The sequence below is a fragment of the Pseudonocardia halophobica genome (assembly GCF_050948485.1).
Lineage (GTDB): Bacteria > Actinomycetota > Actinomycetes > Mycobacteriales > Pseudonocardiaceae > Pseudonocardia > Pseudonocardia halophobica.
The window spans coordinates 327,332-353,966 of record NZ_CP192046.1; the positions used below are offsets into that span (position 1 = coordinate 327,332).

Annotated in this window: 22 protein-coding genes, 1 tRNA gene and 1 pseudogene; 8 read left to right on the forward strand and 16 right to left on the reverse strand. The window is 74.9% G+C overall.

From position 1 onward, the window contains the following. Window positions 1-122: 122 nt before the first annotated feature. Both ACQP04_RS01650 and ACQP04_RS01655 read right to left on the reverse strand, forming a co-directional pair. Window positions 123-199 (reverse strand) — tRNA-Pro (locus ACQP04_RS01650). A gap of 35 nt (window positions 200-234) precedes the next feature. Next, window positions 235-1,170 (reverse strand): metallophosphoesterase, encoded by a 936-nt coding sequence (locus tag ACQP04_RS01655; RefSeq protein ID WP_433505318.1) that lies wholly within the window; start codon window positions 1,168-1,170, stop codon window positions 235-237. A gap of 45 nt (window positions 1,171-1,215) precedes the next feature. Between ACQP04_RS01655 and ACQP04_RS01660 the strand changes: the two genes are divergently transcribed. After that, the gene (locus ACQP04_RS01660) at window positions 1,216-1,683 is read left to right on the forward strand and encodes a GatB/YqeY domain-containing protein (protein ID WP_433505319.1); all 468 of its coding nucleotides are present in this window, start codon (window positions 1,216-1,218) and stop codon (window positions 1,681-1,683) included. Window positions 1,684-1,797: 114 nt separating this feature from the next. Here ACQP04_RS01660 and topA read toward each other — a convergent pair whose 3' ends face one another. The 5 genes from topA to ACQP04_RS01685 form a co-directional block, all read right to left on the reverse strand. Beyond that, window positions 1,798-4,647, reverse strand: a complete 2,850-nt coding sequence (gene topA / locus ACQP04_RS01665) for a type I DNA topoisomerase (RefSeq protein ID WP_433505320.1) — start codon at window positions 4,645-4,647, stop codon at window positions 1,798-1,800. Between the two features lie 252 nt (window positions 4,648-4,899). Beyond that, window positions 4,900-5,793, reverse strand: coding sequence for a hypothetical protein (locus tag ACQP04_RS01670; protein ID WP_433505321.1), 894 nt, complete (start codon window positions 5,791-5,793; stop codon window positions 4,900-4,902). A gap of 124 nt (window positions 5,794-5,917) precedes the next feature. Then, window positions 5,918-6,514 (reverse strand): hypothetical protein, encoded by a 597-nt coding sequence (locus ACQP04_RS01675; RefSeq protein ID WP_433505322.1) that lies wholly within the window; start codon window positions 6,512-6,514, stop codon window positions 5,918-5,920. 72 nt (window positions 6,515-6,586) lie between these two features. Next, window positions 6,587-7,147, reverse strand: a complete 561-nt coding sequence (locus tag ACQP04_RS01680; RefSeq protein ID WP_433505323.1) for a hypothetical protein — start codon at window positions 7,145-7,147, stop codon at window positions 6,587-6,589. 196 nt (window positions 7,148-7,343) lie between these two features. Continuing rightward, on the reverse strand, window positions 7,344-9,641 hold the full coding sequence (locus ACQP04_RS01685; RefSeq protein ID WP_433505324.1) for a sodium-translocating pyrophosphatase: 2,298 nt from the start codon (window positions 9,639-9,641) through the stop codon (window positions 7,344-7,346). Window positions 9,642-9,932: 291 nt separating this feature from the next. On the opposite strand from ACQP04_RS01685, the gene ACQP04_RS01690 reads away from it, so the two are divergent. After that, a complete protein-coding gene (locus ACQP04_RS01690; RefSeq protein WP_433505325.1) occupies window positions 9,933-10,199 on the forward strand; it encodes a hypothetical protein in 267 nt (88 codons plus the stop codon). Window positions 10,200-10,262: 63 nt separating this feature from the next. After that, on the forward strand, window positions 10,263-12,779 hold the full coding sequence (locus ACQP04_RS01695) for a DEAD/DEAH box helicase (RefSeq protein ID WP_433505326.1): 2,517 nt from the start codon (window positions 10,263-10,265) through the stop codon (window positions 12,777-12,779). 438 nt (window positions 12,780-13,217) lie between these two features. On the opposite strand, the pseudogene ACQP04_RS01700 reads toward ACQP04_RS01695, so the two are convergent. The 7 genes and pseudogenes from ACQP04_RS01700 to ssd form a co-directional block, all read right to left on the reverse strand. After that, window positions 13,218-13,628: pseudogene (locus tag ACQP04_RS01700) on the reverse strand (Rv3654c family TadE-like protein); the annotation flags it as partial. Continuing rightward, complete coding sequence (locus ACQP04_RS01705; RefSeq protein WP_433505327.1) at window positions 13,625-13,981, reverse strand: TadE family type IV pilus minor pilin; 357 nt, start codon at window positions 13,979-13,981, stop codon at window positions 13,625-13,627. The pseudogene ACQP04_RS01700 and the gene ACQP04_RS01705, both read right to left, overlap by 4 nt. Further along, window positions 13,981-14,370: a DUF4244 domain-containing protein gene (locus tag ACQP04_RS01710; protein WP_433505328.1), complete on the reverse strand. Its 390-nt coding sequence runs from the start codon at window positions 14,368-14,370 to the stop codon at window positions 13,981-13,983. Before ACQP04_RS01710 ends, ACQP04_RS01705 begins: the two co-directional genes overlap by 1 nt. A gap of 162 nt (window positions 14,371-14,532) precedes the next feature. Continuing rightward, window positions 14,533-15,405 carry a type II secretion system F family protein gene (locus tag ACQP04_RS01715; protein WP_433505329.1) on the reverse strand — a complete coding sequence of 291 codons (873 nt, stop codon included), beginning with the start codon at window positions 15,403-15,405 and terminating at the stop codon, window positions 14,533-14,535. Next, on the reverse strand, window positions 15,402-16,208 hold the full coding sequence (locus tag ACQP04_RS01720) for a type II secretion system F family protein (protein ID WP_433505330.1): 807 nt from the start codon (window positions 16,206-16,208) through the stop codon (window positions 15,402-15,404). The genes ACQP04_RS01715 and ACQP04_RS01720 overlap by 4 nt, the downstream gene beginning before the upstream one ends. Window positions 16,209-16,326: 118 nt before the next feature. Beyond that, window positions 16,327-17,523, reverse strand: a complete 1,197-nt coding sequence (locus ACQP04_RS01725) for a TadA family conjugal transfer-associated ATPase (RefSeq protein ID WP_433505331.1) — start codon at window positions 17,521-17,523, stop codon at window positions 16,327-16,329. After that, the gene (gene ssd / locus ACQP04_RS01730; RefSeq protein ID WP_433505332.1) at window positions 17,520-18,617 is read right to left on the reverse strand and encodes a septum site-determining protein Ssd; all 1,098 of its coding nucleotides are present in this window, start codon (window positions 18,615-18,617) and stop codon (window positions 17,520-17,522) included. The genes ACQP04_RS01725 and ssd overlap by 4 nt, the downstream gene beginning before the upstream one ends. 617 nt (window positions 18,618-19,234) lie before the next feature. On the opposite strand from ssd, the gene ACQP04_RS01735 reads away from it, so the two are divergent. Then, window positions 19,235-20,119: an HAD family hydrolase gene (locus tag ACQP04_RS01735; protein ID WP_433505333.1), complete on the forward strand. Its 885-nt coding sequence runs from the start codon at window positions 19,235-19,237 to the stop codon at window positions 20,117-20,119. A gap of 391 nt (window positions 20,120-20,510) precedes the next feature. Here the strand turns inward: ACQP04_RS01735 and ACQP04_RS01740 are convergent, their stop codons facing one another. Next, the gene (locus ACQP04_RS01740) at window positions 20,511-21,254 is read right to left on the reverse strand and encodes an oxidoreductase (protein ID WP_433505334.1); all 744 of its coding nucleotides are present in this window, start codon (window positions 21,252-21,254) and stop codon (window positions 20,511-20,513) included. A gap of 160 nt (window positions 21,255-21,414) precedes the next feature. Here ACQP04_RS01740 and acs point away from each other — a divergent pair, with 160 nt between their 5' ends. The 4 genes from acs (at window position 21,415) to ACQP04_RS01760 (ending at window position 25,510) form a co-directional block, all read left to right on the forward strand. Continuing rightward, the gene (acs, locus tag ACQP04_RS01745; RefSeq protein WP_433505335.1) at window positions 21,415-23,388 is read left to right on the forward strand and encodes an acetate--CoA ligase; all 1,974 of its coding nucleotides are present in this window, start codon (window positions 21,415-21,417) and stop codon (window positions 23,386-23,388) included. An 83-nt stretch (window positions 23,389-23,471) separates the two neighbouring features. Beyond that, the gene (gene arfB / locus ACQP04_RS01750; protein WP_433505336.1) at window positions 23,472-23,915 is read left to right on the forward strand and encodes an alternative ribosome rescue aminoacyl-tRNA hydrolase ArfB; all 444 of its coding nucleotides are present in this window, start codon (window positions 23,472-23,474) and stop codon (window positions 23,913-23,915) included. 150 nt (window positions 23,916-24,065) lie between these two features. Further along, complete coding sequence (locus ACQP04_RS01755; protein ID WP_433505337.1) at window positions 24,066-24,569, forward strand: phage holin family protein; 504 nt, start codon at window positions 24,066-24,068, stop codon at window positions 24,567-24,569. 5 nt (window positions 24,570-24,574) lie between these two features. Then, window positions 24,575-25,510: an alpha/beta fold hydrolase gene (locus ACQP04_RS01760; protein WP_433505338.1), complete on the forward strand. Its 936-nt coding sequence runs from the start codon at window positions 24,575-24,577 to the stop codon at window positions 25,508-25,510. Here the strand turns inward: ACQP04_RS01760 and ACQP04_RS01765 are convergent. Then, complete coding sequence (locus ACQP04_RS01765; RefSeq protein ID WP_433505339.1) at window positions 25,500-26,510, reverse strand: glycerophosphodiester phosphodiesterase; 1,011 nt, start codon at window positions 26,508-26,510, stop codon at window positions 25,500-25,502. The genes ACQP04_RS01760 and ACQP04_RS01765 overlap by 11 nt on opposite strands. Window positions 26,511-26,635: the final 125 nt, after the last annotated feature.

Here is a 26,635-nt window from a genome sequence, read left to right on the forward strand (position 1 = left end):
TGCCAGAACTCCTCGCGGGTCGCTGGCGGCACGCGGAACCGGTACGCCAGGAGCTGCGGCGGACTCGAGGCCGACCCCGAGAACGACGAAGGCCCAGGTCTGCTGACCTGGGCCTTCGAATGTGGTCGGGGTGACAGGATTTGAACCTGCGACCTCTTCGTCCCGAACGAAGCGCGCTACCAAGCTGCGCCACACCCCGAGGGCCCGCGGTCTCCCTGCGAGCCGTGGTGAACTCTACCCGACGGTTCCGGCGGCCTGCGCGGGGGTGGCCCTTGCGGCGCCGGGGGCGGCCGGACGGGGCACGAGGGTCAGCAGGCTGGCCTCCGGCGGGCACGCGAAGCGCACCGGCGCGTAGGGGGAGGTGCCCATGCCGGCCGAGACGTGCAGCCAGGTGTGGGCACCCCAGCGGGAGGCGCCGCGGGCCCGCGAGCGGTCGATCCCGCAGTTGGTCACGAGCGCGCCGTACCCGGGCAGGCGCAGCTGGCCGCCGTGCGTGTGCCCGGCCAGGACGAGGTCGACGTGGTCGGCCGCCATCCCGTCGAGCACCCGCGGCTCGGGCGAGTGGGTCAGGCCGAGCCGCAGGTCGGCCGTCATCGGGCCGGAGACGCTGTCGTAGCGGTCCAGCGACAGGTGCGGGTCGTCGACCCCGACGACGCCGATCCGCCGGCCGTCGACGTCGAGGAACAGCCGCTGGTGCGTCGCGTCCTGCCACCCGCGCTCGACGAACGCCGCCCGCAGGTCCCGCCACGGCAGCGGCTCGCCGTGGATGCGGCGGTCCGACCTGCGCAGGTAGCGGGCGGGGTTCTTCGGGGTGGGGCCGAAGTAGTCGTTGCTGCCGAACACGAACAGGCCCGGCTTCTCCAGCAGCGGCCCGAGCGCGGCCAGCACGCCCGGCACGGCCCGCGGGTGCGCCAGGTTGTCGCCCGTGTCGATGACGAGGTCCGGGTCCAGCGCGGCCAGCTCGGCGACCCAGCGCTTCTTGCTCTCCTGGCCCGGCGTGAGGTGAAGGTCCGAGACGTGCAGGATCGTCAGTGGCCGGCTGCCCTCCGGCAGGACCGGCACGGTGGCCTCGCGCAGCGTCCAGCGACGCCGCTCGTACCCGGCCGCGTAGGCGATCCCCGCAGCGCCGGTGGTGACGGCGCCGATGGCCAGGCGAGCGAGGCTGTTCACGTATCCCAGCGTACGGGCAGCGGGCGGTCGACTAGCGTCACGCCCGTGAGCACCCTCAAGGAGCAGCTGCGCAAGGACCTCACCGCGGCGATGAAGGCCCGCGACGAGCTGGTGAAGGGAACCCTGCGGATGACCCTGACCGCGATCGGCAACGCCGAGGTCGCGGGCGAGGCGCACCGGGAGCTCTCCGACGACGAGGTGCTCGGCGTGATCCGCAAGGAGGCCAAGAAGCGGGCCGAGTCCGCCGAGGCGTTCTCCGCCGCGGGCCGCGAGGAGCTGGCCACGCAGGAGAAGGCCGAGGGCGAGGTCCTGGCCCGCTACCTGCCGCAGCAGCTGGGGGACGACGAGCTGGCCGCCCTCGCGCAGCAGGCCGTGGCGGACGTCGAGGCCGAGACCGGCGAGAAGCCCGGCCCGCGGCAGATGGGGCAGGTCATGAAGAAGGCGCAGGCCGCCGCCCAGGGCCGCGCCGACGGCAAGCGCCTCTCCGCCGTCGTGAAATCCCTGCTCACCTGAGCTGACCTGCACGAACGGCACTCTCGTGCGCTAGGTCCGCCCGAAAGTGCCGTTCGTGCAACCGGACGTCGTGAGTGGCGATGGTCGCTTCGACGACCACCGCCACTCACGGGGTCACTTGGCCGGGGTCTTCCTCGCCGGGGCCTTCTTGGCGGCCGGCTTGCGGGCGGGGGCCTTCTTCTTGGCCGGGGCCTTGGCGCGCCGCTCGGCGAGCAGCTCGGAGGCGCGCTCGTCCGTGATCTCCTCGACCGAGTCGCCCTTGCGGAGCGAGGCGTTGGTCTCGCCGTCGGTGACGTAGGGGCCGAAGCGGCCGTCCTTGATCACCATCTTCTTGCCGGTCGAGGCGTCCTCGCCCAGCTCGCGCAGCGGCGGGGTAGCGGCGGCGGTGCGCCGGCCGCGCTGCTTGGGCTGCTTGTAGATCTCCACCGCCTCGTCGAGCGTGACGGTGAACAGCTGGTCCTCGCTGGTCAACGAGCGCGAGTCGGTGCCCTTCTTCAGGTAGGGCCCGTACCGGCCGTTCTGCGCAGTGATCTCCTCGCCGGACTCCGGGTCGGTGCCGACCAGGCGCGGCAGCGAGAGCAGCTTGAGGGCGTCGTCGAGGGTGACCGTCTCCAGGGACATGTCCTTGAAGAGCGAGCCGGTGCGCGGCTTGGTCTTCTTCGGGGCGTCCTCGGGCAGGAGCTCGGTGACGAACGGTCCGTACCGCCCGTCCTTGGCGACGATCTCGTGCCCGGTCACCGGGTCCGTGCCCAGCGAGCGGCCCTCCTGCGGGACCGAGAACAGCTGCTCGGCGATCTCCTCGGTGAGCTCGTCCGGCGGCAGGTCCTCGGGCAGGTTGGCGCGCTGCGTCTTGGGCTTGCCCTCGGCGTCCGTCTCGCCCGTGGGGCGCTCCATGTACGGCCCGTACCGTCCGACGCGCACCACGGCCTCGCGGCCCTGCGAGTCGGTGAACAGCGGGATCGAGTTGATCTCCCGGGCGTCGATCTCCTCGAGGTTCACGCCCACGAGCTTCTTCAGCCCGCCCGCCTTCGCCACCGAGCCCTCCGAGCCCGCGCCGTCGCCGAAGTAGAAGCCGGTCAGCCAGGCGTTGCGGGTGAGGTTGCCCGACGAGATGGCGTCGAGCTCGTCCTCCATCGCGGCGGTGAAGTCGTAGTCGACGAGCCGGCCGAAGTGGTGCTCCAGCAGCCCGACGACGGCGAACGCCACCCACGAGGGCACGAGCGCCGAGCCCTTCTTCCAGACGTACCCGCGGTCCTGGATCGTCTTGATGATCGACGCGTACGTCGACGGCCGGCCGATCCCGAGCTCCTCGAGCTTGCTCACCAGGCTCGGCTCGGTGAACCGGGCCGGCGGGTTCGTCGAGTGGCCCTCGGGCGTGAGCTCGGCGGCGGTGAGGGCCTGGCCCTCGGTGAGCTGCGGCAGGCGCGACTCGGCGTCGTCCGCCTGGCCGCCCGAGCCCTCCTCGATCGTCTCGACGTAGGCCTTGAGGAAGCCCGGGAAGGTGATCGTGCGACCGGAGCTGGCGAACACGACGTCCTCGCCGGTCGCCGCGGTGCCGTTGATCCGCACGGACACCGTGGTGCCGCGCGCGTCGGCCATCTGCGAGGCGACGGTCCGCTGCCAGATCAACTCGTAGAGCCGGAAGTCGTCCCCGTCGACCTCGCGGGCGATCTCGCCCGGGGTGCGGAAGGTGTCGCCGGCGGGCCGGATCGCCTCGTGGGCCTCCTGGGCGTTCTTCACCTTGCGGGTGTACTGCCGCGGCGACGGCGCGACGTACGAGTCGCCGTACAGCTCGCGGGCCTGCGCCCGGGCGGCCTGGATCGCGGCGTCGGACAGCGTCGTCGAGTCCGTACGCATGTAGGTGATGTAGCCGTTCTCGTACAGCCGCTGGGCGCTGCGCATCGTGCGCTCCGCCGAGAAGCGCAGCTTCCGGCCCGCCTCCTGCTGCAGCGTCGACGTCATGAACGGGGCGTACGGGCGACGGGTGTACGGCTTCGACTCGACCGACCCGACGGTCAGGTCCCGGCCCTCGAGCGACTCCGCCAGCCGGCGGGCGCTCGCCTCGTCGAGCACGGTGACGTCCGTGTTCCTGAGCTTGCCGTCCGGTCCGAAGTCGCGGCCCGCCGCGACCCGGCTCCCGTCGACCGAGACCAGGCGCGAACCGAACTGGCGCGGGGTCGCGTCGGCACCCGCGTCCATGGTCGCGGCGATGTCCCAGTAGCCGGCGGAGACGAACGCCATCCGCTCGCGCTCGCGCTGGACGATCAGCCGGGTCGCCACCGACTGCACGCGGCCCGCCGAGAGCTTCGGCATGACCTTCTTCCACAGCACGGGGGAGACCTCGTAGCCGTAGAGGCGGTCGAGGATGCGCCGGGTCTCCTGCGCGTCGACCAGGTCCTGGTCCAGCTCGCGGGTGTTCTCCGCGGCGGCGCGGATCGCCGGCTCGGTGATCTCGTGGAAGACCATCCGGCGCACCGGGATCTTCGGGCGCAGCGTGTCGAGCAGGTGCCAGGCGATGGCCTCGCCCTCGCGGTCGGGGTCCGTCGCGAGGAGGAGCTCGTCGGCGTCCTTGAGCAGGTCCTTGAGCTCGGAGACCTTCGACTTCTTCTCCGGCGTGACGATGTAGAGCGGGTGGAACTCGTTGTCGACGTCCACACCCAGCCGGGCCCACGACTCGCCCTTGTACTTGGCCGGGACGTCCGCTGCGCCGCGCGGCAGGTCCCGGATGTGCCCGACCGACGACTCGACGACGTAGTCGTTGCCGAGGTAAGGCTGGATCTTCTTCGCCTTGGTGGGGGACTCGACGATCACCAGGCGGCGCACGCGCCCCCCGGCCGACGTGGCCGTGCCGTTCCCGTTGCGGCGCCCCCCGCCGGCCGCGCTGCGGCGCGTGCGGGTGCCGGCGGCCGTGCCGTTGCTCTCGGCAGGCGCGTCGGTGTCGGTGCTCGTCGTTCGGGTTGCCACGTGGTCCTACTCCATCCCTCCGGCCGCGTCGCCGGTCACGCACCGGTTCGCGTCCGACTTCCGGGCGTCTCGGTCGGGGCGGCGCGACGGACCGTTACCTCCGGTCACCGCGTCACTCCCCTTCGACCCCGGGATCGACAGTATTGCTCCCCGGCCGGTCCCCGCCGCCACGGTCGCACATCGACCGAGCATGTCGCATCCGTCACACCGCGTCGCGACCTCCGGGGCGACCGGGGGAGCGTAGCCCGCGGGTCAAGCCCTGGGTCGACCCCAGTGCCTGGGCCATTCGGCGGTGTCCACATCCTCGGGCGCGGGGCCGACCAGCTCCACGAGACGCTGCAGGCGCCGCGCTCCTGTGATGCGTAACGCCGGCCCGGCCGCCGGGCATTCCGGCGCGACGGCCGGGACGAGCGCGAGGTGGTGGCTCCGGCACTGCGCCGGGGCAGGCGGCGTCGGAGGCAGATCGAGGGCGGTCGTGCCGTCCGTGAGCAGGATCGCCGGGGCCGGGCGGGTAGGCGACGACCTGGGTACGGGTGGGGTGACCGGGCCGCCGGCGGGGTCGGCGTCGGGACGCGCATCGGGGTCGTCGTCCCTGGTGAGAGCGTCCTTCGTGATCGCCGAGCCGGCCTCGGTGTCCGCCGCAGCGCGCTTCCGGCAGTCCTCGCAGGGTGGGAGCACGATCCGCGCGGGCGGCAGGCCCAGCCGGGTCGTGGCGGCGATCAGGGCGTCGTGGGTGCCGGGGGCGGCGCCGTCGAGGGGCAGGACGTAGCCCCCGCGCCCGTCCGCGCGGCCGCAGGCGAGCACCCAGAGCCGCAGGGCGGTGCCGTCGAGCTGAAAGGCCGCCGGGACGCTCTTGCGCCGGTCCCGGCCCGCCCAGGCCCGCGCGAGGCCGGCCAGGTCGCGGCGGTAGGCGGTACGCAGCTCCCGTCCCGCGCAGGTCCGCTCGCCGAGCTCGAACGGGATGCCGAACGGCGCCGCCGCGGCCCGCACGGCCGCCGCTCGCCCCGCGTCGGCCACCTGAAGGCTGATCCGTGCGGTGTCCCCGGCCCCGAAGCGGGTGATCCGGGCCGGCCCGCACAGCAGCCCGGCGAGATCGCCGAGCCGCAGGGGCCGGGCGTCCGCGGAGAACAGCGAGAGCTGGGACACGTCGCGCACCCTAGAACATCTGTTCGAGAGTTGATCGCGTGGCGCGCCGGATTCGCCCGACCGGACGGCGACACGCCGGGCCGCCGCGCGCGCCGGCCTGCGCGCCCGGGTTACCGGGTGCGGCCTATCGTGGTGCGGCGCCCGGGATCGCGGCGAGCTTCGTGCAGTTGCCGGCCTGCTGGGCCGCCTTGTCGAGGCGCGGCGAGGTCTTGAGGTCGCCGAGCGCGTCGGGCGCCGTGAGCTGCGTGAGGTTGGTGTTGGTCTCGTCCAGGGCGGCGCGGAAGGCGTCGACGTTCGCCGGGTCGGCCGCGTCGACCTTCGCCTTGGCGGCGCCGATGTCGTTCTGCAGCTTCTCCAGGCCGGACGAGATCCGCGCGACGGTGTCGTCGCCGCCGCCGACGGGCGAGGCCCCGACCGTGCCGAGCTGGTCGCGGCTCTGCTGGAGGCCGGTCTGGCTGGCGCCGAGGTAGTCCGAGAGCCGCTGCTTGATCGTGGGCAGGTCGGCACCCTCGAAGGCGGGCTGCGCCAGCACCGGGGTCGTGTAGGTCAGGACCGCGCCGCAGACCTTGTCGACCCAGGCCACCGGGTCGGCGCCGCGGCCGGCCGTCGGGCGTGGCGCGGGGTCGGCGGTCGGGGTGCCCGCGACGACGGTCGCGCAGCCGCTGACGGACAGCAGCCCGCCGAGCACCAGGGCGACGGCGAGCCGGGACGGGCGAGGCACGGGGCGCCTCCAGGGGACGAGGGGAGCGGGGGCCGGGGACCGACAGTACGCGAGCGGGCCGTCCCGCCCTGCTCAGCCGCCGGGCGTGGGGTTGCTGAGGCGGCTGAGGTTCTGGCAGGCGGGCGCCTTCGTCGCGGCGTCGGTCACCGCGGAGTCGAGGCCCGCCAGTGGGTCCTGGTTCGCGTCCTGCAGCTGCAGGACCGGCGCGACCGCGCCCTCGATGTCCTGCTGCAGGGTCGGGGAGGAGAGGTCCAGGGCGTCGACCTGGGTCCTGGCCTGCTGGAAGGCCGAGCGGTAGCCGGTGAGCTGGTCGCGGAACTTCGTGACGGCCTCGTCGCCGCCGGAGACCGGGGAGGCGCCGAGGGTGTCCAGGTCGGCCAGCGCCTTGTCCAGCGACGTCGCCGTGTTGCCGAGGTAGGCCGACAGGTTGCGCGCCTGGGCGGGCAGGTCCGGGGCCGCCTGCGGCCCGACGATCGCCGCCTCGCGGAAGGTGGCGTAGGAGCTGCACAGGCCGTTGGTCCAGTCGACCGTCTCCTGCTCGCTCGCGCCGCCGCACCCGGCGAGCAGCAGCCCGGTCGCGACCGCGGCCACCGCCGCGGCGCGCCGCCGGGTGGCGCTGGTACGCATCGTCATCCGTCCTCCACGTCGGCCCTGCGGTCGGCCCCCGGACGCCTGTCCGTCCCGTTCGCCCCGTCCGGGGCGCTGAGACGGTAGCGAGCCCGGCGCGGACGCAGGAGGCCGCCCGCCCCCGGAGGGGACGAGCGGCCTCCTGGATCGCCGAGAGGGCCCGCGCTCGGCCGACCGGACTCCGCCGGTCGGCCGCGCCGGATCACGCCACGGGGCTGTCCGCGGGCGTCTCCTGGATCGACGACGTGCGGCGCTTCGACACCGTGACCGCCGCGACGATGATGATCACCGCCACGACCGCGATCGCGATGCGGATCGGAGCCGAGGCGCTGTCGCCGACGGTGAACACGACGACCGCCGGCGCGATCAGCACCGAGACCAGGTTCATGACCTTGATCAGCGGGTTGATCGCCGGGCCCGCGGTGTCCTTGAACGGGTCGCCGACGGTGTCGCCGATGACCGTCGCCTCGTGGGCCGCGGACCCCTTGCCGCCGTGGTTGCCGTCCTCGACCAGCTTCTTGGCGTTGTCCCAGGCGCCGCCGGAGTTGGCGAGGAAGATCGCCATCAGCGTGCCGGTGGCGATGGCGCCGGCCAGGTAGCCGGCCAGCGGGCCGACGCCGAGGCCGAAGCCGACCGCGATCGGGGCGAAGATCGCGAGGAGACCGGGGGTGGCGAGCTCGCGCAGCGAGTCCCGGGTGCAGATGTCGACGACCCGGCCGTACTCCGGACGGTCCGTGCCGTCCATGATCCCCGGCTTGCTGGCGAACTGGCGCCGCACCTCGTAGACGACCGCGCCCGCGGCCCGGGTCACGGCGTTGACCGCGAGCCCGGAGAACATGAAGACGACGGAGGCGCCGATGATCACGCCGACGAGCGTGTTCGGGCTGAACACCTCCGCGCTGAACGTGTTGCCGGCGTCCTGCAGGGCGACCCCGGCCTTGGCGAGCGCCTGGGTGAACGCGTCGCGGTACGAGCCGAACAGCGCCGTCGCCGCCAGGACCGCGGTGGCGATGGCGATGCCCTTGGTGATCGCCTTCGTGGTGTTCCCGACGGCGTCGAGCTCGGTGAGGATGTCGACGCCCTCGCCCTCGACGTCGCCGGACATCTCGGCGATGCCCTGGGCGTTGTCGGAGACCGGGCCGAAGGTGTCCATCGCGACGATGACGCCGACCGTGGTCAGCAGGCCGGTGCCCGCCAGGGCCACGGCGAACAGCGCGACGACGATGGAGCCGGACAGCAGGAACGCCCCGTAGACCGCCGCGCTGATCACGAGCGCCGTGTAGACCGCGGACTCGAAGCCGATCGAGATACCGGACAGGATGACCGTGGCGGCGCCGGTCAGCGAGGAGCGCCCGACGTCCTGCACCGGCTTGTCCTCGGTGCCGGTGAAGTAGCCGGTCAGCCAGAGGATGACGCCCGCGAGCACGATGCCGATGACCACCGCGACCGACGCGATGATCCGCGGGTCCTGGGTCAGCGTGGCGACGGAGGCGTCCGTCGGGTTGGTCAGGTCGGCGAAGCTGCCGGGCAGGTAGACGAACGCCGCCACGATCGACAGCACGCCGGCGAAGACCGCCGAGATGTAGAAGCTGCGGTTGATCGCCTTGAGAGTGTTCTCGCCCTGGCGGGCCCGGGTGACGTAGACACCCATGACCGCGGTGATCACGCCGATGGCCGGGATGATCAGCGGGAACAGCAGGCCCTGCAGCCCGAACGCCGCCGAGCCGAGGATCAGCGCCGCGACCAGCATGACCGCGTAGGACTCGAAGAGGTCGGCCGCCATGCCGGCGCAGTCGCCGACGTTGTCGCCCACGTTGTCCGCGATGGTCGCGGCGTTGCGCGGGTCGTCCTCCGGGATGCCCTGCTCGACCTTGCCGACCAGGTCGGCGCCGACGTCGGCCGCCTTGGTGAAGATGCCGCCGCCGACACGCATGAACATCGCCAGCAGCGCGGCGCCGAAGCCGAAGCCCTCCAGGACCTTGGGGGCCTGGCCGGCGTAGACCAGCACGACCAGCGCGGCACCGAACAGGCCCAGGCCGACGGTGAACATGCCGACGACGCCGCCGGTGCGGAACGCGATGCGGGTGGCCTTCTCCCGGCCGCCCGGCTCCCGCGACGCCGCGGCCACGCGGATGTTCGCGCGGGTGGCGAGCCACATGCCCAGGTAGCCGATCGTGGCGGAGAAGACCGCGCCGATCACGAAGAAGATCGACCGGCCGATGCGTTCGCCCAGGTCGTCGGCAGGCAGCGCCAGCAGCAGCAGGAAGACGACGACCACGAAGATGCCGAGCGTCCTGAACTGTCGTTTCAGGTACGCCTGGGCGCCTTCCTGGACCGCTTCTCCGATCTCCTGCATCCGCTTGGTGCCCTGGCCGGCGGCCAGCACCTCCCGGAGCAGCATGTAGCCGATGGCCAGGGCCGCGAGCGCGACGACGGCGACCACGCCGACGACGACGCGATCACCCGAGCCGAGCTCGAGGCCCACAGCGGGCACGGACATCCGTCCTCCTGTTGCGTCGGTGTGCGCCAGGGAGGCCGATCCGGCCGGCTCGCGTTCCGACGGCATCCCTGGCGTCGAGCGCATGCTCCGTCGCGTCGGTGCGACGGGCGCGTGCAGTGTACGAGTGTGTCCGATGTCCCAGTTGAGATCCACACCACCCCACCTCCCCGTCGGGCGAGGTGATCGAGAACACAGGCGGCCGAATGGCCGAACCTGCAGGTCCAGTTGATGCTTGAACGATCATCGAAACAGGCTGCACCGTCCGCGGGAGTCGCCGGGGCGGTCGCGGTCGTGGTGGTCGCCCTGGCGCTCGTGCCCGTCCTCCCGAGCGCGCCGGCGTCGCCGACGCCGGCGAATCCGGTCGCGCGGGGGACCGGCGGCGGCTCGGCCGCGCTGGTGGCCGTGCCCACCGGGGAACCGCCGGAGCGCCTCCGGATCGTGGTCGCGGTGCTCAGCAGCCGGCCGCGGGTGGGCGGCTGGGCGCAGGGGCGGGACGAGCTCGACGCGGTGGCGTCGGCGGCGGCCGGCGTGCTCACGGGGGCGTTCGGCAGCGACTGACCGTGCGCCCGATTCCCGGGCGTGCGCGCGGAACCGTCGGTGCGATGTGCGAGCCTCGACCGTATGCGTGACCAGGCGATCGGGTGGGCGGGCGACGGGCCGGTGCTCGTCGAGGGGCCGCCGGACCCGGTCGTGGCCGCCGCGCCGGCGCCACGGTCGGCGCGCGGGCTGCAGCTGCTGAACCGGGTGCTCGCGGGCTCCGGCGTCGATCCGGACGTGCCCGTGGTCGAGCTCGGGGCGGACGGGTCGCTGCCGCCGGGGGCGGCCGGGGACACCGAGGAGCTCGAGGACGAGTTCGACCCCGCGGAGGCGGCGAACCCGCTGCGCCACGCGGTGCGCCTGCCGCCCCGGCCCGGTCGGTCCGTGGCCTGGCCGGGCTGGGCGCCGCCGGAGGTGGTCGAGGCGTTCCGCCGCGCGGGCGTGGCCCGGCCGTGGAGCCACCAGGCCGAGGGCGCGGAGCTGGCCCACGCGGGGCGGGACGTCGTGGTCGCCACCGGCACGGCGTCGGGCAAGTCCCTCGTCTACCAGCTGCCGGTGCTGTCCCGGCTCGCCATCGAGCCCCGCGCCACGGCGCTGTACCTGTCCCCGACCAAGGCGCTCGCCGCCGACCAGCTGCGGGCCCTGCGCGAGCTCGGCCTGCCGGAGGTCCGGCCCGCGGCGCTCGACGGCGACACCCCGATGGACGAGCGGGACTGGGCCCGCCGGCACGCCCGGTGGATCTTCAGCAACCCGGACATGCTGCACCGCTCCGTGCTGCCGCGGCACGGTCGCTGGGCGGGGTTCCTGCGCAAGCTCGCCTTCGTGGTCGTCGACGAGTGCCACACCTACCGCGGGGTCTTCGGCTCGCACGTCGCGCTGCTGCTCCGCCGCCTGCTGCGGGTCGCGGCGCGCTACGGCGCGCGCCCGACGATCGTGCTCGCCTCGGCCACCGTGGCCCGTCCCGGCGAGTTCGCCTGCCGGCTGACCGGCCGCGAGGTCAGTGCGGTGACCGAGGACGGCTCGCCCAGCGCGGGTCGGACGGTCGCACTGTGGGAGCCGCCGCTGCTGCCCGAGCTCAGCGGCGAGAACGGGGCCCCGGTCCGCAGGCCCGCGTCGACCGAGTCCTCCCGGATGCTGGCGGACCTCGTGGTGGAGGGCGCCCGGAGCCTCGCGTTCGTGCGCTCCCGCCGTGGTGCCGAGGTCACCGCGCTCGGCGCGCAGCGGCTCGTCGCCGACGTCGACCCGGACCTGGTGCCGCGCATCTCGGCCTACCGCGGCGGCTACCTGCCCGAGGAGCGCCGGGCCCTGGAGAGCGCACTCATGCGCGGCGAGCTGCTCGGCGTGGCCACGACCAACGCCCTCGAGCTCGGCGTCGACATCGCCGGGCTCGACGCCGTGGTCGTGGCCGGCTTCCCGGGCACCCGCGCCTCCTTCTGGCAGCAGGCGGGCCGCGCCGGCCGGGCGGCCGACGAGGCGCTGGTGGTGCTCGTCGCGCGGGACGACCCGATGGACACCTATCTCGTGCACCATCCGCGGGCCCTCATCGGCGCGCCCGTGGAGAGCTGCGTGCTCGACCCCGGCAACCCGTACGTGCTGGCGCCGCAGCTCGTGTGCGCCGCCGCCGAGATGCCGCTCACCGAGGCGGACGTCGCGGGTGTGTTCGGGGGCGCCGTCGCGGAGGAGGTGCTCGCCGAGCTGGTGGAGGACGGGGTGCTGCGCCGGCGCCCGACCGGTTGGTTCTGGCCGACGACCCGGGAGCAGCCCGCTGCGTCGGTCGACATCCGCGGGTCCGGGCTGGGGCAGGTCGCGCTGGTGGAGGCCGGCACCGGGCGGATGCTCGGCACGGTCGACGGCGCCTCCGCGCCCGGGACAGCGCACCCCGGCGCGCTCTACCTGCACCGCGGGGAGAGCTACGTCGTCGACGAGCTGGACCTCGACGCCGGCGTCGCGCTCGTGCACCAGGAGGAGCCGGACTGGCGCACCGACGCGCGGTCGAACTCGGACGTCGAGATCGTGGCCGTGCGGGCCCGCAGCGACCACGGCCCGGTCTCCGTGTACTTCGGCGACGTCCGCGTGACCAGCCAGGTCGTGGGCTACCAGCGCCGCACACCGGACGGGACTGTCCTCGAGACCGTGCCGCTGGACATGCCCGCGCAGACGCTCGAGACCCGCTCGGTCTGGTACACGGTCGACGAGGGCGTGCTGGCCGACGCGGGCATCGACCCGGCGCGGCTGCCCGGCGCGCTGCACGCCGCCGAGCACGCCGCGATCGGCCTGCTCCCGCTCTTCGCCATCTGCGACCGCTGGGACATCGGCGGCCTCTCGACCGCGCTGCACCCCGACACCGGGCTGCCGACGGTGTTCGTCCACGACGGTCACCCCGGGGGTGCGGGCCTGGCCGAGCGGGGGCACGCCGTGCTCGAGCGCTGGCTGCGGGCGACCCGCGAGGCGATCCGGGACTGCGGCTGCCGCACCGGGTGCCCCTCGTGCGTGCAGTCGCCCAAGTGCGGCAACGGGAACAACCCGCTGGACAAGGCGGGCGCGGTCCGCGTGCTGGACCTGGTGATCGGAGCGTTGGTGCGGCACCCGGCGGTCGGCTGAGCGATCGGGCGGGGGTGCCGGGGATGTCGTCGGCCGCCGCCGGCGGGCCCGTCGGGGGCCGGGCCGGCCGGCGGCGGCCAGCGAGCGGTGGGTCCGTACGGGGGTCAGCGACGGAGCGCCTCGGTCCCACCGCGGTCTGGGGAGCGTGCTCGTGGACGGTGCTGCCGACTCCGCCGTGCTCGTCGATCGCGCCGTGCCGGGTTCAGTAGGCCCGGTCCGCGCGGGACCCGCCAGACGCGGTCGCCGATCGGTTCCGGTCCCACGACGAGCGCGGGTGCCGGAGTCGATCGACGGGCAGCCGTCGGGCGGGCGGCTGCAGGTGGCGGAGGCCGGTGTCGCGACACCGTTCACCGGGCCTTCCCGACCGTTCACCGGTTCGTTGCCCGGTGGTCTTCCGGTGGCCATCGCGGGGGCCGTGTCGGGTACCGGTCCGGCGTGGGCGCGGCCGGTCGCCGCCTCTGCGGCGAGCAGGCTCCACGGCCGCCGCACCTGCACCTCGACCAGCGCGTTCCAGCCGTCCAGAGTGCACCGGGTGAGTTCGGCGGCCATGGCCTCGGTGACCCGGCGCGCCGCCGCGCAGGCGACCTGCTCGCCCTGCACGGGGTCGCCCGCCGCCGCGAGGGCGGCGAGATCGGCGGCCGCTTCCGCCCGGTGCCGGGCGAGCACCCCGCCGCCGACGTCGACGAGGAACGCCGTCACCGCCAGGAGCGAGGCTGCCGCGAGGGCCGCCCACACCGTGGCGGATCCCCGGTCACGGAGCTCCCTGCAAGGTGGCTCGGCGCTCGACCGGCGTGCGCCCTGCAACCCGGTGCACGCGGCCGAGCGGGGTGGCGTGGCCCGGGTGCTCACGCCGCCGCCTCCGAGGCGGTGGCGGCGCCGGGTTCGAGGGCGCCGACCGCCGTGCCGCTGACGCGGATCGGCACGGGGCCGACGGGCGCCGCGGTGACGACGGCCCGCACCTCGACGGCCTCGACGGTCAGCTCGATGGTTGCGCCGCGCGGAGCGAGCGCCGCTGCGGCCGCGCGCCCGCGGTCGGCCTCACCCCGTGCCGCGAGGCGGACGAGCTCCCGGGCCGAGTCGGTGCAGCGGACCGCGGCGGCGACCGTGGCGACGGCGCCGAGCGCGGCGAGGACGACGAGGGTGAGCGCGCCGAGCGCGATCGCCGCCTCGACGGTGACCGCGCCGCGCTCGGCCCGGCGCATCAGAACGTGACCGACAACGCGCGCTGCACGAGCTGGGTCAGCGCCGTGACGATCGAGTCGCCACTGATGACGGTGTAGAGCACTGCGGCAAACGCGGCCGCCGCCAGCGTCCCGATCGCGTACTCGACGGTCGACATCCCCCGGTCGTCGGCGGTGACTCGCGCCGCGAGCGCGCGGAGGAGTGCCGCGAGCCGGTGGCGGAGTCGCCGGAGCGGCGAGCTGCGGTCGAGCGGGCCCGGGTCGGCCGGTGCGCCGGGCAGACGCTCGACCTCGACGGGCGACCGCAGGTCGGCGGGCTCGGGGCAGGTGCGGAGTGCGTAGCTGCGGGGACCGGGCCGCGGGTCGGGACGCGGCTCGGGCCGGGGCAGTGCGAGGGCGGGCAGGGACATCGGGTCCTCCTCGGGTCGGGGTCGGGGTCGGGGTCGGGGTCGCTGGGACGAGTGGTCGGGTGGTGGTGGAGTGCGGGCACGAGCCCGCCGGATGCCAGCCGTGGACGCTCCCGGGTCGGCGGAGTCGGCGCGGCGGGGGAGGCCGGGCGGTGCGGGGAGCGGTCACCATCGCGCCAGGGCCTCCCCGGCGAGGCCGAGGACGACCGGCGCGATCCCCAGGGCGAGGAAGGCCGGGAGGAAGCAGAGACCCAGCGGCGCGGCGATCAGCACGGCGGCGCGCTCCGCCTTCGCCTCGGCCGCGTCGCTGAGCCCGGCGCGCAGCCGAGCCGCCTCCGACCGGGCGACCCGCGCCAGCCCGGCGCCGGTGTCGGCCGAGCGGCGGGCGGCCCGACCGAACGCCTCGAGGCCCGGCACCGCCGCGACCGCGGCCCACGCCTCCGCAGGCGCCGACCCGAGCTCGAGCAGCCCGGCCGCTCGGCGGAGGCCGGTGCCGACCTCGCCCTCGATCCGCAGCGCCGCCGCCTCGGCGGCCGAGGGAACCGGGAGCCCGGCCTCGAGGCAGGTGGCCAGGAGCTCCCATCCCGCGGCGAGGCCACCGGCGTCCGCCCCGCGGACCGGGCGCGCCACGGCCCGCGCCACCAGGAGGTGCAGGCCCACGGCTGCGGCCGCACCGACGACCACGGCGCCGAGGACGCCGGCCACACCGGCCGCGGGCCCGCCGACCACGGTCCAGACGACGACGGCGACGGCCAGCCCTCCGGCCGCCGTCCAGCCACGGCGGAGGGGCAGGGCCGGTTCTGCGGCCGGCGCGGCCGTCGACACCAGGCCGCCCAACCGGGCCCTGGCCCCCGGAGCGCCTCCCACCAGCAGGGCGAGGGCGAGGAGCACCAGCGCGGCGGCCGTGGAAGCGTGCGATGCATCCCGGAGACCGGCCGCGGGCGCGCCGGCCACGGTTGCGGTCCAGCCCCTGAGGTACGTCAGTGGACCGGTCACGAGCATCACGTCGACGAGTTCCGTCCCGCCGGCCGTGGTCATCGGTTCACCGGGCCCGTCGCGATCCGGTCGCTCCACAGGAGACCGGCCAGCAGTAGGCCGGAGCCGACCAGCAGCAGAACCTGACCGAGCAGCCCGTCGCGCAGCACCCCCAGGGGGTCGGCCCCGAGCAGATGGCCCAGGCCGAGCCCGAGCACCGGAAGCGCGGTCAGCACTCCCGCGGTGGCGCGCGGTCCGGCGAGCCTGGCGCGGACCCGGGCCTCGAAGGCGAGCCGCCAGCGCAGGTCGGCCAGCGTGCCGGTCAGGAGGTCGGCGAGCGGGGCGCCGTGCCGGTCGGCCAGGGACCAGGCACCGGCCAGGCGGCGCAGCTCGGTCCCCACCAGGTCGGCGCGCTCGGCGGCACCGCGGCGGAGTGCGGCCGGGACGTCGTCGCCCAGGCGGGCGGCGGCGGCCGCCGGAGCGAGCGCTGCCGCTGCCAACGGACCATCCGAGCGGGCGCCGTCGAGCGCGGCCGCGGGGTGCGCCCCGCTGCGGAGCTCCTCGACGATGCGCGACACGGCCTCGGCCAACTCGCCCGCGGCCGCGCTCGCTGCGGCCCGCTCCCGGGCCCGTTCGCGCCGGCGCCGGACCACCTCCGCCGCCCCGGCTCCCGCGACCCCGCCCGCGGGGCCGCCGAGCACCAGGCCGAGCCCGGCACCGGCGAGCACGACCAGCAGCCGGAGCGGCGGGACGGCAAAGGTACGTGCCGTGGGCACTGGCGCGAGCACCCGCAGCCGACGGCGCGCCGACGGACCGGGCGCGCACACCAGTGCCGCCGCCAGGAGGGCCGGCACCGCCGCGCTCATGGCGCATTCCAGGGCGTCGGAACCCAGTGATCGGTGCGGGACCGCTCGAAGTGCCCGGCGACCGGGTCGCGGTCCCACAGCGCGCGCGCGACCACAGCGGGCGGGGCCGTGACGGCGTTCACGACGCACTCCACGCCGCCGGGACTCCTCGTTCGGCGAGGAGGCGGTCCAGGTGGTCGCGGTCGGCGGTCCAGCCGCGGCCGCGCTCCCACACCGGCCGGACGATCACCTCGGCGGGCCCGGTCGACGTCTGCCGGCCGAGCACACCGACGGCCTCGAGCACCCGGCCGCGCGGGGTGCGCCGCATGTGCACCACGACCTGCACCGCTGCGGCGAGCTGGCTGTGCAGGGCCGCGCGCCCCATCCCGCCGAGCGCGGCGAGCGCCTCGAGCCGGGCCGGCACCTCACGGACGGAGTTGGCGTGCACGGTGCCCGCGCCGCCGTCGTGACCCGTGTTGAGTGCCGACAGCAGGTCGCAGACCTCGCCGCCGCGTACCTCGCCGACGACGACCCGGTCCGGCCGCATGCGCAGCGCCTGGCGGAGGAGGTCGCGCAGAGTGACTCCGCCCGCGCCCTCGATGTTCGCGGGACGCGCGACCAGCCGCACGACCTGCGGGTGCCGCGGCTGGAGCTCCTGCGCATCCTCGACCGTGAGGATCCGCTCGGCCGGGTCGACCGCGCCGAGCAGGGCGGCGAGAAGCGTGGTCTTGCCCGACCCCGTTCCCCCGGAGACCAGCACCGCGAGCCGGGCCGCGACGACCGCGCGCAGCAGCTGTTCAGCGGCCGGCTCGAGCGTGCCGAGCCGGGTGAGCGCGCCGAGGTCGTGGGCGGCGGGGCGGAGCACGCGCAGCGAGAGGCAGGTCCCGTCGACGGCGACGGGGGCGAGCACGGCGTGCAGCCGCACCCCGCGGGACCCGCCGGAGCCCGCGGGACCGCCCGCGAGCCAGCCGTCGACGTAGGGGCTGGCATCGTCGAGCCGGCGGCCCGCCGCGAGCGCGAGACGCTGGGCGAGCCGCCGGACCGCCGACTCGTCCGGCAGCCGGACCGGCGCGGGTTCGAGCCCGGCGCCCCGGTCGACCATCACGGTGCCGCCGCCGGAGACCAGCACGTCCGTGGTGCGGGGATCGCGCAGCAGCGGATCGAGCGGGCCCGCCCCGACCAGCTCCTCGCGCAGCACCCGGAGCGCGGCGAGGACGTCGAGGTCCGAGGCCACGCCGCCGGACTCCGCACGCACGGCGTCGGCGACGGCCGCCGGGGTGGGCTCGTGGCCGTCCTCGGCGAGCCGGGTCCGGACGCGGTCGACGAGCGCGCTCACGACGCCCGCCGCAGGCCCGGCGCTCCGGTGCCGGCCAGCGCGGCGAGCAGCTCGCGGGCCGCGGTGCTGAGCGGGCCGCGCCTGCGGCCGGGCGGCACGCCCTGCTCGGTGAGCCGCGCCAGCGTGCGCTCCGACGTCATCGACGCGAGCAGCGGGAGTCCGAGCGCGTCGGCGACGTCGGCCGGGGCGAGGCCGCCGGGGGAGGGGCCACGCACGACGAGACCGACCTCGCGCGTCTGCTCGGCCAGCACCGCCGCGACCCGGCCCGCCGCGGCGCAGGAGCGCACGTCGGCCGGGACGACCAGCGCGGTCAGGTCGGCGGCGTCGAGGGCCGCGACGGCCGCGTCCGTGGGGTATCGCGGGAGGTCGCACACGACCGTCTCGCCCGCCCGGCGACCCGCGTCGAGCACGGCGGTGACGGCACCGGCCGACGGTCCGGCCGCCTCCCGCGCACACGACAGCACGCCGAGCTCGGCACCGGACCGGCTGATCGCGGGTGCGGGCAGCGCGGCGTGCAGCGCCGAGGCGGGCACGCGGCCGTCCGTGATCGTGAGCTCGGGCCAGCGCAGGCCCGTGACCTCCTCGGCACCGAGCACCAGGTCCAGTCCACCACCGAGCGGATCGCAGTCCACGAGCAAGGTGCGGTCGCCCGCAGTTGCCGCGACCACGGCGACGGCTGCCGCCAGCACGGACGCCCCGGCCCCGCCCTTCCCGCCGACGACGGCGAGCACCCGCCCCACCCTCGTGGCCTCGCCCTGCTCGGCCGCGGCCGCGAGCCGTTCGACGAGATGCGGCTCGGCGGCGGGCAGCTCGACCGCCTGCTCCGCACCGAGCGCGACGGCACACTCCAACGCCTCGATCGACGCCCGGTCGAAGCCGACCAGCATCAGGTCGGCGCGCCGGGGCAGGCCGGCTCGTACGCAGCGCCGGGCCGACTCCTCGTCGAGCAGCACGAACGGGGCGCCCGGCCAGTGCCGCCGCGCGTCGGCCGCGTCGGCCGCCCGGTGCACCTCGCAGCCCGCGGCGGCCGCCAGCCGGAGGACGGCGTCGAGGAGTTCGGGGTCCTCGACCATCACCAGTGTCCGCTCGTCCATCGCACGCTCCCTCCGCCGCTCCCGTCCCTCGGGGCCGATCACGAGCCTGCGGCCTCGGGGCGTGGGTGGACGGACCGATCGCGCCGCTGTGGATCGTCGGGGTCGGGTGTGGACAGATCGGCCCGGACCGGCCTCCGACCTCGGGAATCGTCGGGGCGCTCGGGGCACGATCGTGCGGGGGCGTGTGGGTGCGGTCGGTGAAGGGTGCGGTGGGTCGTGGTGGCGCTCCCGGCGGATGTCGGGGTGGCGGTCAGGGCGGTTCGTGGTGGCGGTCGGGGTGGCGCGGGCTCGCCCGGCCGCAGTCCCGCGACTGTTCTTCCGCGGCACCGACCCGACGCCTCGTGCCGTACCTGCGGCCCGCCGCCCCGCCCCGCCCCGCACCTGCACTCCGCCGTCCGGCCGTCGGGCGATCGCCCGGCAGACAGTCATGGCCCCGGGACGTACTTGCGGTTACAGTTGTCGTCGGCTCGGACCGTGTCCGAGCGGGTTCAGCTCGACCCCCCGGGGCTGAACCGCCCGACGGCCTCCGCCAATCCCCCCTGGCGGAGGCCGTCCCCATTCCGGGGCCGGCCGGGCGCCGCGTCGGGCCCGATCCGCGGATCTGGCAGGCTTCCCCGGTGCCCGCTCCGACCGCCCCCGCCGAGCAGCCGGCCGCTCCCCGGGCCCCGCGGCCGGCCGCCGCGTTCTTCGACCTCGACAAGACGATCATCGCCGGTTCCTCGGCGCTGGCCTTCTCCCGGCCCTTCCGGCGGCAGGGCCTCATCACCCGGCGGGCGGTGCTCCGCAGCGCGTACGCCCAGCTCCTGCTGCTGTTCGCGGGTGCCGACGCCGACACGATGGACCTGCTGCGCCGCCGCATCACCGCGCTCGCCACGGGGTGGGAGGTCGCCCAGATCCGGTCCATCGTGGCCGAGACGCTGCACGAGATCGTCGAGCCGATGATCTACGCCGAGGCCGCCGAGCTGATCACCGAGCACCACGCCGCGGGCGACGAGGTCGTCGTGCTCAGCGCGTCGGGGATCGAGGTCGTGGAACCGATCGCCGCGCTGATCGGCGCCGACCGCAGCATGGCCACGCGGATGTCCGTGCGCAACGGCCGCTACACCGGCGAGATCGACTTCTACTGCTACGGCGAGGAGAAGGCGGCCGCCGCGCGGGCGATCGCGGCCGAGCGCGGCTACGACCTGGCCGACTGCCGGGCCTACTCGGACTCGATCACCGACCTGCCGCTGCTGCTCGCCGTCGGGCACCCGACCGTGGTCAACCCGGACAAGGCGTTGCGGCGCGAGGCGGAGCAGCGGGGCTGGCCGGTGCTCGCCTTCGCGGCCCCGGTCTCGCTGCGTTCCCGGCTCCGTCCGCGGGCGCCGGTCCTGGCCGTGGCGGCCGCGGGGCTGGGTCTCGCTGCCGCGGGGCTGGGTCTCGCCGCGGCGGGCGGCGCCGGCTGGTGGGCGCAGCGGACCCGCGAGCGGGGCAGCCGTTTCCGCAGGTCGGAGCCATTCTGATGGACGGGGCGGCCGCTCGCATCCGCCGTCCGGGTCGCGTCGCGGACCGCCGATCGACACCCTCCGGGACTGAACCGGTGCACCTCGCCGGACCCCTTGCTGTGGTGCGGCTCACGGGGTACGAATGTCCTCACGGACCTCCGCGAGGCCAGGGCCGGTGCGGCAGAGAAGCACCCGACTCCCCTTCCCGGAGCTCCGTGCACGACCGCCGGGCACTCCACGCACAGCACGCCGCGGGAGGCATGTCGTCGTGGGCCTGCGTACCGGGACGCCGGACGCCGAGGCCGGAGCACGACACGTAGTGCACGCCTGGATCCCGGTGCTTCGTGCGAGTGGGCGGTGCCCCTTCCCGACACGGTGGGGGCACCGCCCCCTCTCGTGTCGGGGTCGGTCAGGCGCGCGCGTCGGCGATCGACATCCCCTCGCGGGCGCCGGCCTCCCAGGCGCGGCAGCAGTGCAGGATCCACTCCCGCAGCCCCTCCGGCGTCCCCGCGGCGAAGCCCTCCGCGGTCGCGCGGTACTCCTGCGCCCGGCGCAGGTGGCCGACCTCCGGCACGGCGAGCGACTTGGGGTCGTAGCCGGTGGCCACGGCGGTGAGCCGGGCCGCCGCGCGGGCGACGACGCCGTCGGCGGTCCCGAAGGGACGCAGCGCGAGCAGCTCGCCGTGCACCACCGCGACGACGACGGGCGCGGGCACCGAGGTCCCGCCCGTCACCAGGTCGGCCAGCAGGGACAGCCGCGCCGACGCGCCCTCGCGCGGTCGTCCGAGCCGGGCCTCGTGCTCCTCGACCGGGATCAGGTCGGTGGCCGCCAGCACGTGCAGCCGGGCCAGCGCCTGCAGCGGCGCGCCCTTCCACACCGCGAGCAGCTTCGTCGCCTCGTCGGCCACCCGGACGGCGCCGGCCAGCACCGGGTCGGTGACGTGGTCCTCCCGGGCGGGGGTGAGCGGGGCGCCGTCGAGCGCCGCCGACGCCCGGGCCCCGCGCAGCGCCGCCTCGGCCGAGGTGGCGGGCCAGCCGCGCCGGTTGACCTGGTGGTTGTGCACCGGCACGAGGGCCGCGCGGGCGGCGGCGACGGCGTCGGCCACCCCGGGCAGGTCCGTCAGCGGGGCGAGCGGGTCGGTACGGGCGGGCACCGGGCCATGCTGCCACCGGGACCTGCTGGCCGACCGGGTGGTGTCCTCTCCGTACTGACGGTGCGCAGGCGCATCCGGAGCACTACGTTTTCCCTGACGTGCGCGCCGCCGCTCAGCACCGGTGCGCCGAAGCGCCACGGCTAGAGGAGGGCACGAGAACATGGCCGAGTCCGGAGCGACGCTCGACAACCTCTCGACCGAGAGCCGGAGCTTCCCCCCGAGCGAGGAGTTCGCGGCGCAGGCCAACGCCACGGAGGACTGGTACGGGCGGGCGGACGAGGACCGCGAGGGCTTCTGGGCCGAGCAGGCCGACCGGCTGTCCTGGGGGACGAGGTGGGAGCGGGTCCTCGACTGGGAGGCGCCGTTCGCCAAGTGGTTCGTGGGCGGGAAGCTCAACGTCGCCTACAACTGCGTGGACCGCCACGTGGAGGCCGGTCACGGGGACCGCGTCGCGTTCCACTGGGAGGGCGAGCCGGGCGACACCCGCACGATCACCTACGCCGACCTGCAGCGCGAGGTCTCGAAGACCGCGAACGCCCTGGCCGAGCTGGGTGTGGGCACCGGCGACCGGGTGGCGATCCAGCTGCCGATGATCCCCGAGGCCGTGTTCTCCATGCTGGCCTGTGCCCGGCTGGGCGCGCTGCACAGCGTGGTCTTCGGCGGGTTCTCCCCGGGCGCACTGAAGGCCCGCATCGAGGACGCCGAGGCCAAGGTCCTCATCACCAGCGACGGGCAGTTCCGCCGCGGCAAGCCGGCGCCGATGAAGGAGAACACCGACCAGGCCGTCGAGGGCACCTCGATCGAGCACGTGCTGGTGGTCAAGCGCACCGAGACCGACGTGCCGTGGACCGAGGGCCGCGACCTGTGGTGGCACGACGTCGTCGACGCGGCCTCGGACCAGCACACGCCGGAGGACTTCGACTCCGAGCACCCGCTGTTCATCCTCTACACCTCGGGCACGACCGGGAAGCCGAAGGGCATCCTGCACACCTCCGGCGGCTTCCTGACCCAGGTCGCCTACACGCACAACGTGGTGTTCGACCACAAGCCGGGCGAGAGCGTCTACTGGTGCACCGCCGACATCGGCTGGGTCACCGGGCACTCGTACATCGTGTACGGGCCGCTGGCCAACGGCGCCACGTCGGTGATGTACGAGGGCACGCCGAACACCCCGCACGAGGGCCGGCACTGGGAGATCGTGCAGAAGTACGGGGTCACGATCTACTACACCGCGCCCACGCTGATCCGCACGTTCATGAAGTGGGGCAAGGAGATCCCGGAGAAGTTCGACCTGTCCTCGCTGAAGGTGCTCGGCTCCGTGGGCGAGCCGATCAACCCCGAGGCCTGGATGTGGTACCGCCAGGTCATCGGCGGCGAGCGCTGCCCGATCGTCGACACCTGGTGGCAGACCGAGACCGGCGCGATCATGATCTCGCCGCTGCCCGGCGTCACGGCCACGAAGCCCGGCTCGGCGATGCGCCCGCTGCCCGGCATCGGCGCCGCGGTCGTCGACGAGAACGGCACCCCGGTGGGCAACGGCCAGGGCGGCTACCTGGTGCTGGACAAGCCGTGGCCGGCGATGCTGCGCACGATCTGGGGCGACGAGGAGCGCTACCGCGACACCTACTGGTCGCGCTTCGAGGAGCAGGGCTACTACTTCGCCGGCGACGGCGCGAAGTACGACGACGACGGCGCGGTCTGGCTGCTCGGCCGCGTGGACGACGTGATGAACGTCTCGGGCCACCGGATCTCGACCACCGAGGTCGAGTCGGCGCTGGTCTCGCACCCGACGGTGGCCGAGGCCGCGGTCGTCGGCGCCTCCGACCCGACGACGGGGCAGGGCATCGTCGCGTTCGTGATCCTGCGCGGGAACGTGGCCCAGGACGAGGCGAAGGGCGAGGAGGCCATCGCGGCCCTGCGCAACCACGTCTCGAAGGAGATCGGGCCGATCGCGAAGCCGCGCCAGATCATGGTCGTGGAGGAGCTGCCGAAGACCCGCTCGGGGAAGATCATGCGCCGGCTGCTGCGCGACGTCGCGGAGAACCGCGAGGTCGGCGACGTCTCCACGCTGGCCGACTCGGCGGTCATGGACCTGATCCAGACCGGCCTCAAGGAGGGCAAGGGCGAGGACTGACGTGTGAGCGAACGGCACTCTCGCTCGGTAGGTGTGAGCGAAAGTGCCGTTCGCCCATGGGGGAGGTGGGGCATCCTGCCTCCGTGACCGGTCCCGGGGAGCTCGACGACGGCGTGTTCGTGCGCCGTGGGGTCGTCGTGCCCGCGCGCGAGCTCCGCTGGCGGTTCTCCCGCTCGTCCGGCCCGGGCGGGCAGAGCGTGAACACCACCGACTCGCGGGCCGAGCTGTCCTTCGACGTCGCGAACTCGCCCAGCCTGCCCGACGACCTGCGGGAACGGGCCCTGGCCCGGCTCGGCGGGCGGCTGGTCGACGGGGTGCTGACGGTGGTCGCGAGCGAGCACCGCAGCCAGTTCCGCAACCGCGAGGCGGCGCGCGAACGGCTCACCCAGGCGTTGCGCGTGGCCACCGCGGCCGATCCGCCGGCACGGCGCCCCACGCGGCCGACGAAGGGCTCCCAACGGCGGCGGCTCGACGCGAAGGCCCGCCGCGGCGCCGTCAAGAGGCTGCGCGCCCGCCCCGACGAGTGATCGCCGGTTCGGCGTCCACGATCCGGGGAAGACCACCGTGGACCGCGCATCCGCCCAGGCACCGCGCCGGTCGCCGTGGCACGATGACCACTCGCCGACCGGCCCGCGCCGGTGCGGCGGATTCGCTCGACACACGCAGGAGGCACCGCGGTGGCCACCCCGACCAGCTCCAGCGGCACGGACGTCCCGCCCGTGCTGCCGTCGATCCCGCTGTCGAAGGAGCCCGCTCCCGGCTCCGGCGAGCAGTCGATCGGCGCCCTCGTGCGCGACGTCACCACCCATGTCTCGACGCTGATCCGCTCCGAGGTGGAGCTGGCCAAGGCCGAGGTGACGACCGAGGTCAAGAAGGGTGTCCAGGGCAGCGTCTTCTTCATCGTCGCGCTGGTCATCGCCCTGTTCAGCCTGTTCTTCTTCTTCTTCGCCATCGGCGAGCTGCTGTCGATCTGGCTGAACCGGGCCGCGGCCTTCGGCATCGTCTTCGGCATCATGATCATCGCTGCGGGCGTGGCGGCGCTGATCGGCTATCTGAGGGTGAAGAAGATCCGCAAGCCCGAACGCACGATCTCCTCGCTCAAGGAGACGGCCGAGGTGCTGCAGAGCCGGGGCAGGGCCCACTCGAACGGGACGCCCCAGCTGGACGGCACCTCGCGCTGAACCGGATGGGTCGGGGAGGTCCGCGGCCCGAGCCGTCGTCCGTCCGGGTCGGCGGCCCCTGGCGGCACGGGTCGGTGTCCGCCAACGGCATCCGGCTGCACACCGTGGAGGCGGGCGAGGGCCCGCTCGTGGTGCTGCTGCACGGCTTCCCGGAGTTCTGGTGGTCCTGGCGGCACCAGCTCGTCGCGCTCGCGGCCGAGGGGTTCCGCACCGTGGCGGTGGACCTGCGCGGCTACGGGGACTCGGACAAGCCGCCCCGCGGCTACGACCTGTGGACCCTCGCCGGCGACGTCGCGGGCCTGATCCGGGCGCTGGGCGAGCCGAAGGCGCACGTCGTGGGGCACGACTGGGGCGGCCTGATCGCCTGGACGCTCACCGCCCTGCACCCGCGGCTGGTCCGCACGCTCACGGTGGTCGACGCGCCGCACCCGCTGGCGATCCGCGCCTCGGCGGTGCGCGACCCCACCGGGCAGTTCCGGGCGACCGCGGGCTACGCCCTCGGGTTCCAGCTCCCGCGGCATCCCGAACGCTCCCTGCGCGCCGACGGCGGCGCCCGGGTCGAGCGGATCATGCGGGCCTGGTCGGGCCCGGACTGGCCGGAGAGCCCGGACTTCGCCGAGGCCGCGCGGCGCAACCGCGAGGCCATGCTGATCTCCACGGTGGCGCACTGCAGCCTGGAGTACTACCGCTGGGCGCTGCGCTCGCAGTTCCGCGCGGAGGGCCGCCGGTTCGCGGCCGCGGTCGCCCGGCCCGCCGAGGTGCCCGTGCTGCAGATCCACGGCGCGGACGATCCCTGCCTGCTGGAGCGCACGGCGCAGGTCTCGCCCCGCTGGGTCACCGGGCCGTTCGTGCACCACGTCCTGCCCGGCACGGGGCACTTCCCGCACCAGGAACGGCCCGCCGCGACGACCGAGGCGATCCTCGGTCAGGTCAGAGGCTGAACGCGGCCACCGCGGTGTCGGGGTAGTCGGAGAACACGCCGTCGACGCCCGCGGCGACGAAGGCCCGGTACTCGGCGAACACGTCGCCGTGGTCGGCCTCGCGGTCGGTGCGCCGCATCCCGGTCGGCAGGAACGAGTTCTCGTTGCGGAACGTGTAGGCGTGCACGAGCAGCCCGGCCGCGTGCGCGTCGTCGACGAGCGTGGTCGGCTCGCCCTCCGGCGGGATCACCAGCTCCTTGGCGGGCCCGATGGCCGTGGCGTACTCGGCGATGCCGGCCAGCCCGGCGGGCCGGACGAGGTCGGCGAAGGTGCGTGGGTCACCGGCGGCGACGAGGTCGGTCGGGGCGCCGACGTCGTCGAGAAGCTGGACGAGCCGCACCGGGATCTCCTCGTGCAGGGCCCGCAGGTTGGCGGTCTCGAAGGACTGCACGAAGACCGGCGAGTCCGCTCGGTCGAGGCCGTGCGCGCGCAGCGCCGCGACGAGCGCCGGCTCGCACGGCAGCCCGCGTCCGGCGAGGTAGGTCGGGCTCTTGGTCTCCGGGTAGACCCCGATCTCGCGGCCCAGCTCCACGGAGAGCCGGGCACGCAGGTCGAGGATCTCGTCGAAGGTGGGGACCGGGAACAGGCCGTCGTAGACCGTGTTCCCCTGGCGCAGCAGCGGCAGCCGCTCGACCGCGCGCAGGGTGCGCAGCTCGGCGAGGGTGAAGTCGTCGGCGAACCAGTCCTCGACCGTGAATCCGTCGATCGTGCGGACCGTGCGCCGGTCGGCGAACTCCGGATGCGCCGCGACGTCCGTGGTGCCGCCGATCATCGGCTCGTGCCGCGCGACGAGCACACCGTCGGCCGTGCTGACCAGGTCGGGCTCGAGGTAGTCGGCACCCATCCGCGCGGCCAGCTCGTAGCCGGCGAGCGTGTGCTCGGGCCGGTGACCGGGGGCGCCGCGGTGGGCGATGACGAGGGGAGCGTGCGTCGCCGGGGCGGAGAGCAGCGCGGTGGGCACGGGGGAGTGTCCTTTCGCCGGGAAACGGCTTGCTTCCCAGCCTGCGCGGACGGGGGGTCGGGGATGCGACCGCCGGGCATCGGTCTCGTGAACGCCGGACGGCGGGTCGCGAGGCTACCGACGCG

Bases quoted from the DNA above. Each gene is read 5' to 3' on its own strand.
- ACQP04_RS01680 (WP_433505323.1), bottom strand. From the start codon at position 7,147: ATGACGATGCGTACCAGCGCCACCCGGCGGCGCGCCGCGGCGGTGGCC.
- ACQP04_RS01685 (WP_433505324.1), bottom strand. From the start codon at position 9,641: ATGTCCGTGCCCGCTGTGGGCCTCGAGCTCGGCTCGGGTGATCGCGTC.
- ACQP04_RS01695 (WP_433505326.1), top strand. From the start codon at position 10,263: ATGCGTGACCAGGCGATCGGGTGGGCGGGCGACGGGCCGGTGCTCGTC.
- ACQP04_RS01705 (WP_433505327.1), bottom strand. From the start codon at position 13,981: ATGCGCCGGGCCGAGCGCGGCGCGGTCACCGTCGAGGCGGCGATCGCG.
- ACQP04_RS01710 (WP_433505328.1), bottom strand. From the start codon at position 14,370: ATGTCCCTGCCCGCCCTCGCACTGCCCCGGCCCGAGCCGCGTCCCGAC.
- ACQP04_RS01715 (WP_433505329.1), bottom strand. From the start codon at position 15,405: ATGACCACGGCCGGCGGGACGGAACTCGTCGACGTGATGCTCGTGACC.
- ACQP04_RS01720 (WP_433505330.1), bottom strand. From the start codon at position 16,208: ATGAGCGCGGCGGTGCCGGCCCTCCTGGCGGCGGCACTGGTGTGCGCG.
- ssd (WP_433505332.1), bottom strand. From the start codon at position 18,617: ATGGACGAGCGGACACTGGTGATGGTCGAGGACCCCGAACTCCTCGAC.
- acs (WP_433505335.1), top strand. From the start codon at position 21,415: ATGGCCGAGTCCGGAGCGACGCTCGACAACCTCTCGACCGAGAGCCGG.
- ACQP04_RS01760 (WP_433505338.1), top strand. From the start codon at position 24,575: ATGGGTCGGGGAGGTCCGCGGCCCGAGCCGTCGTCCGTCCGGGTCGGC.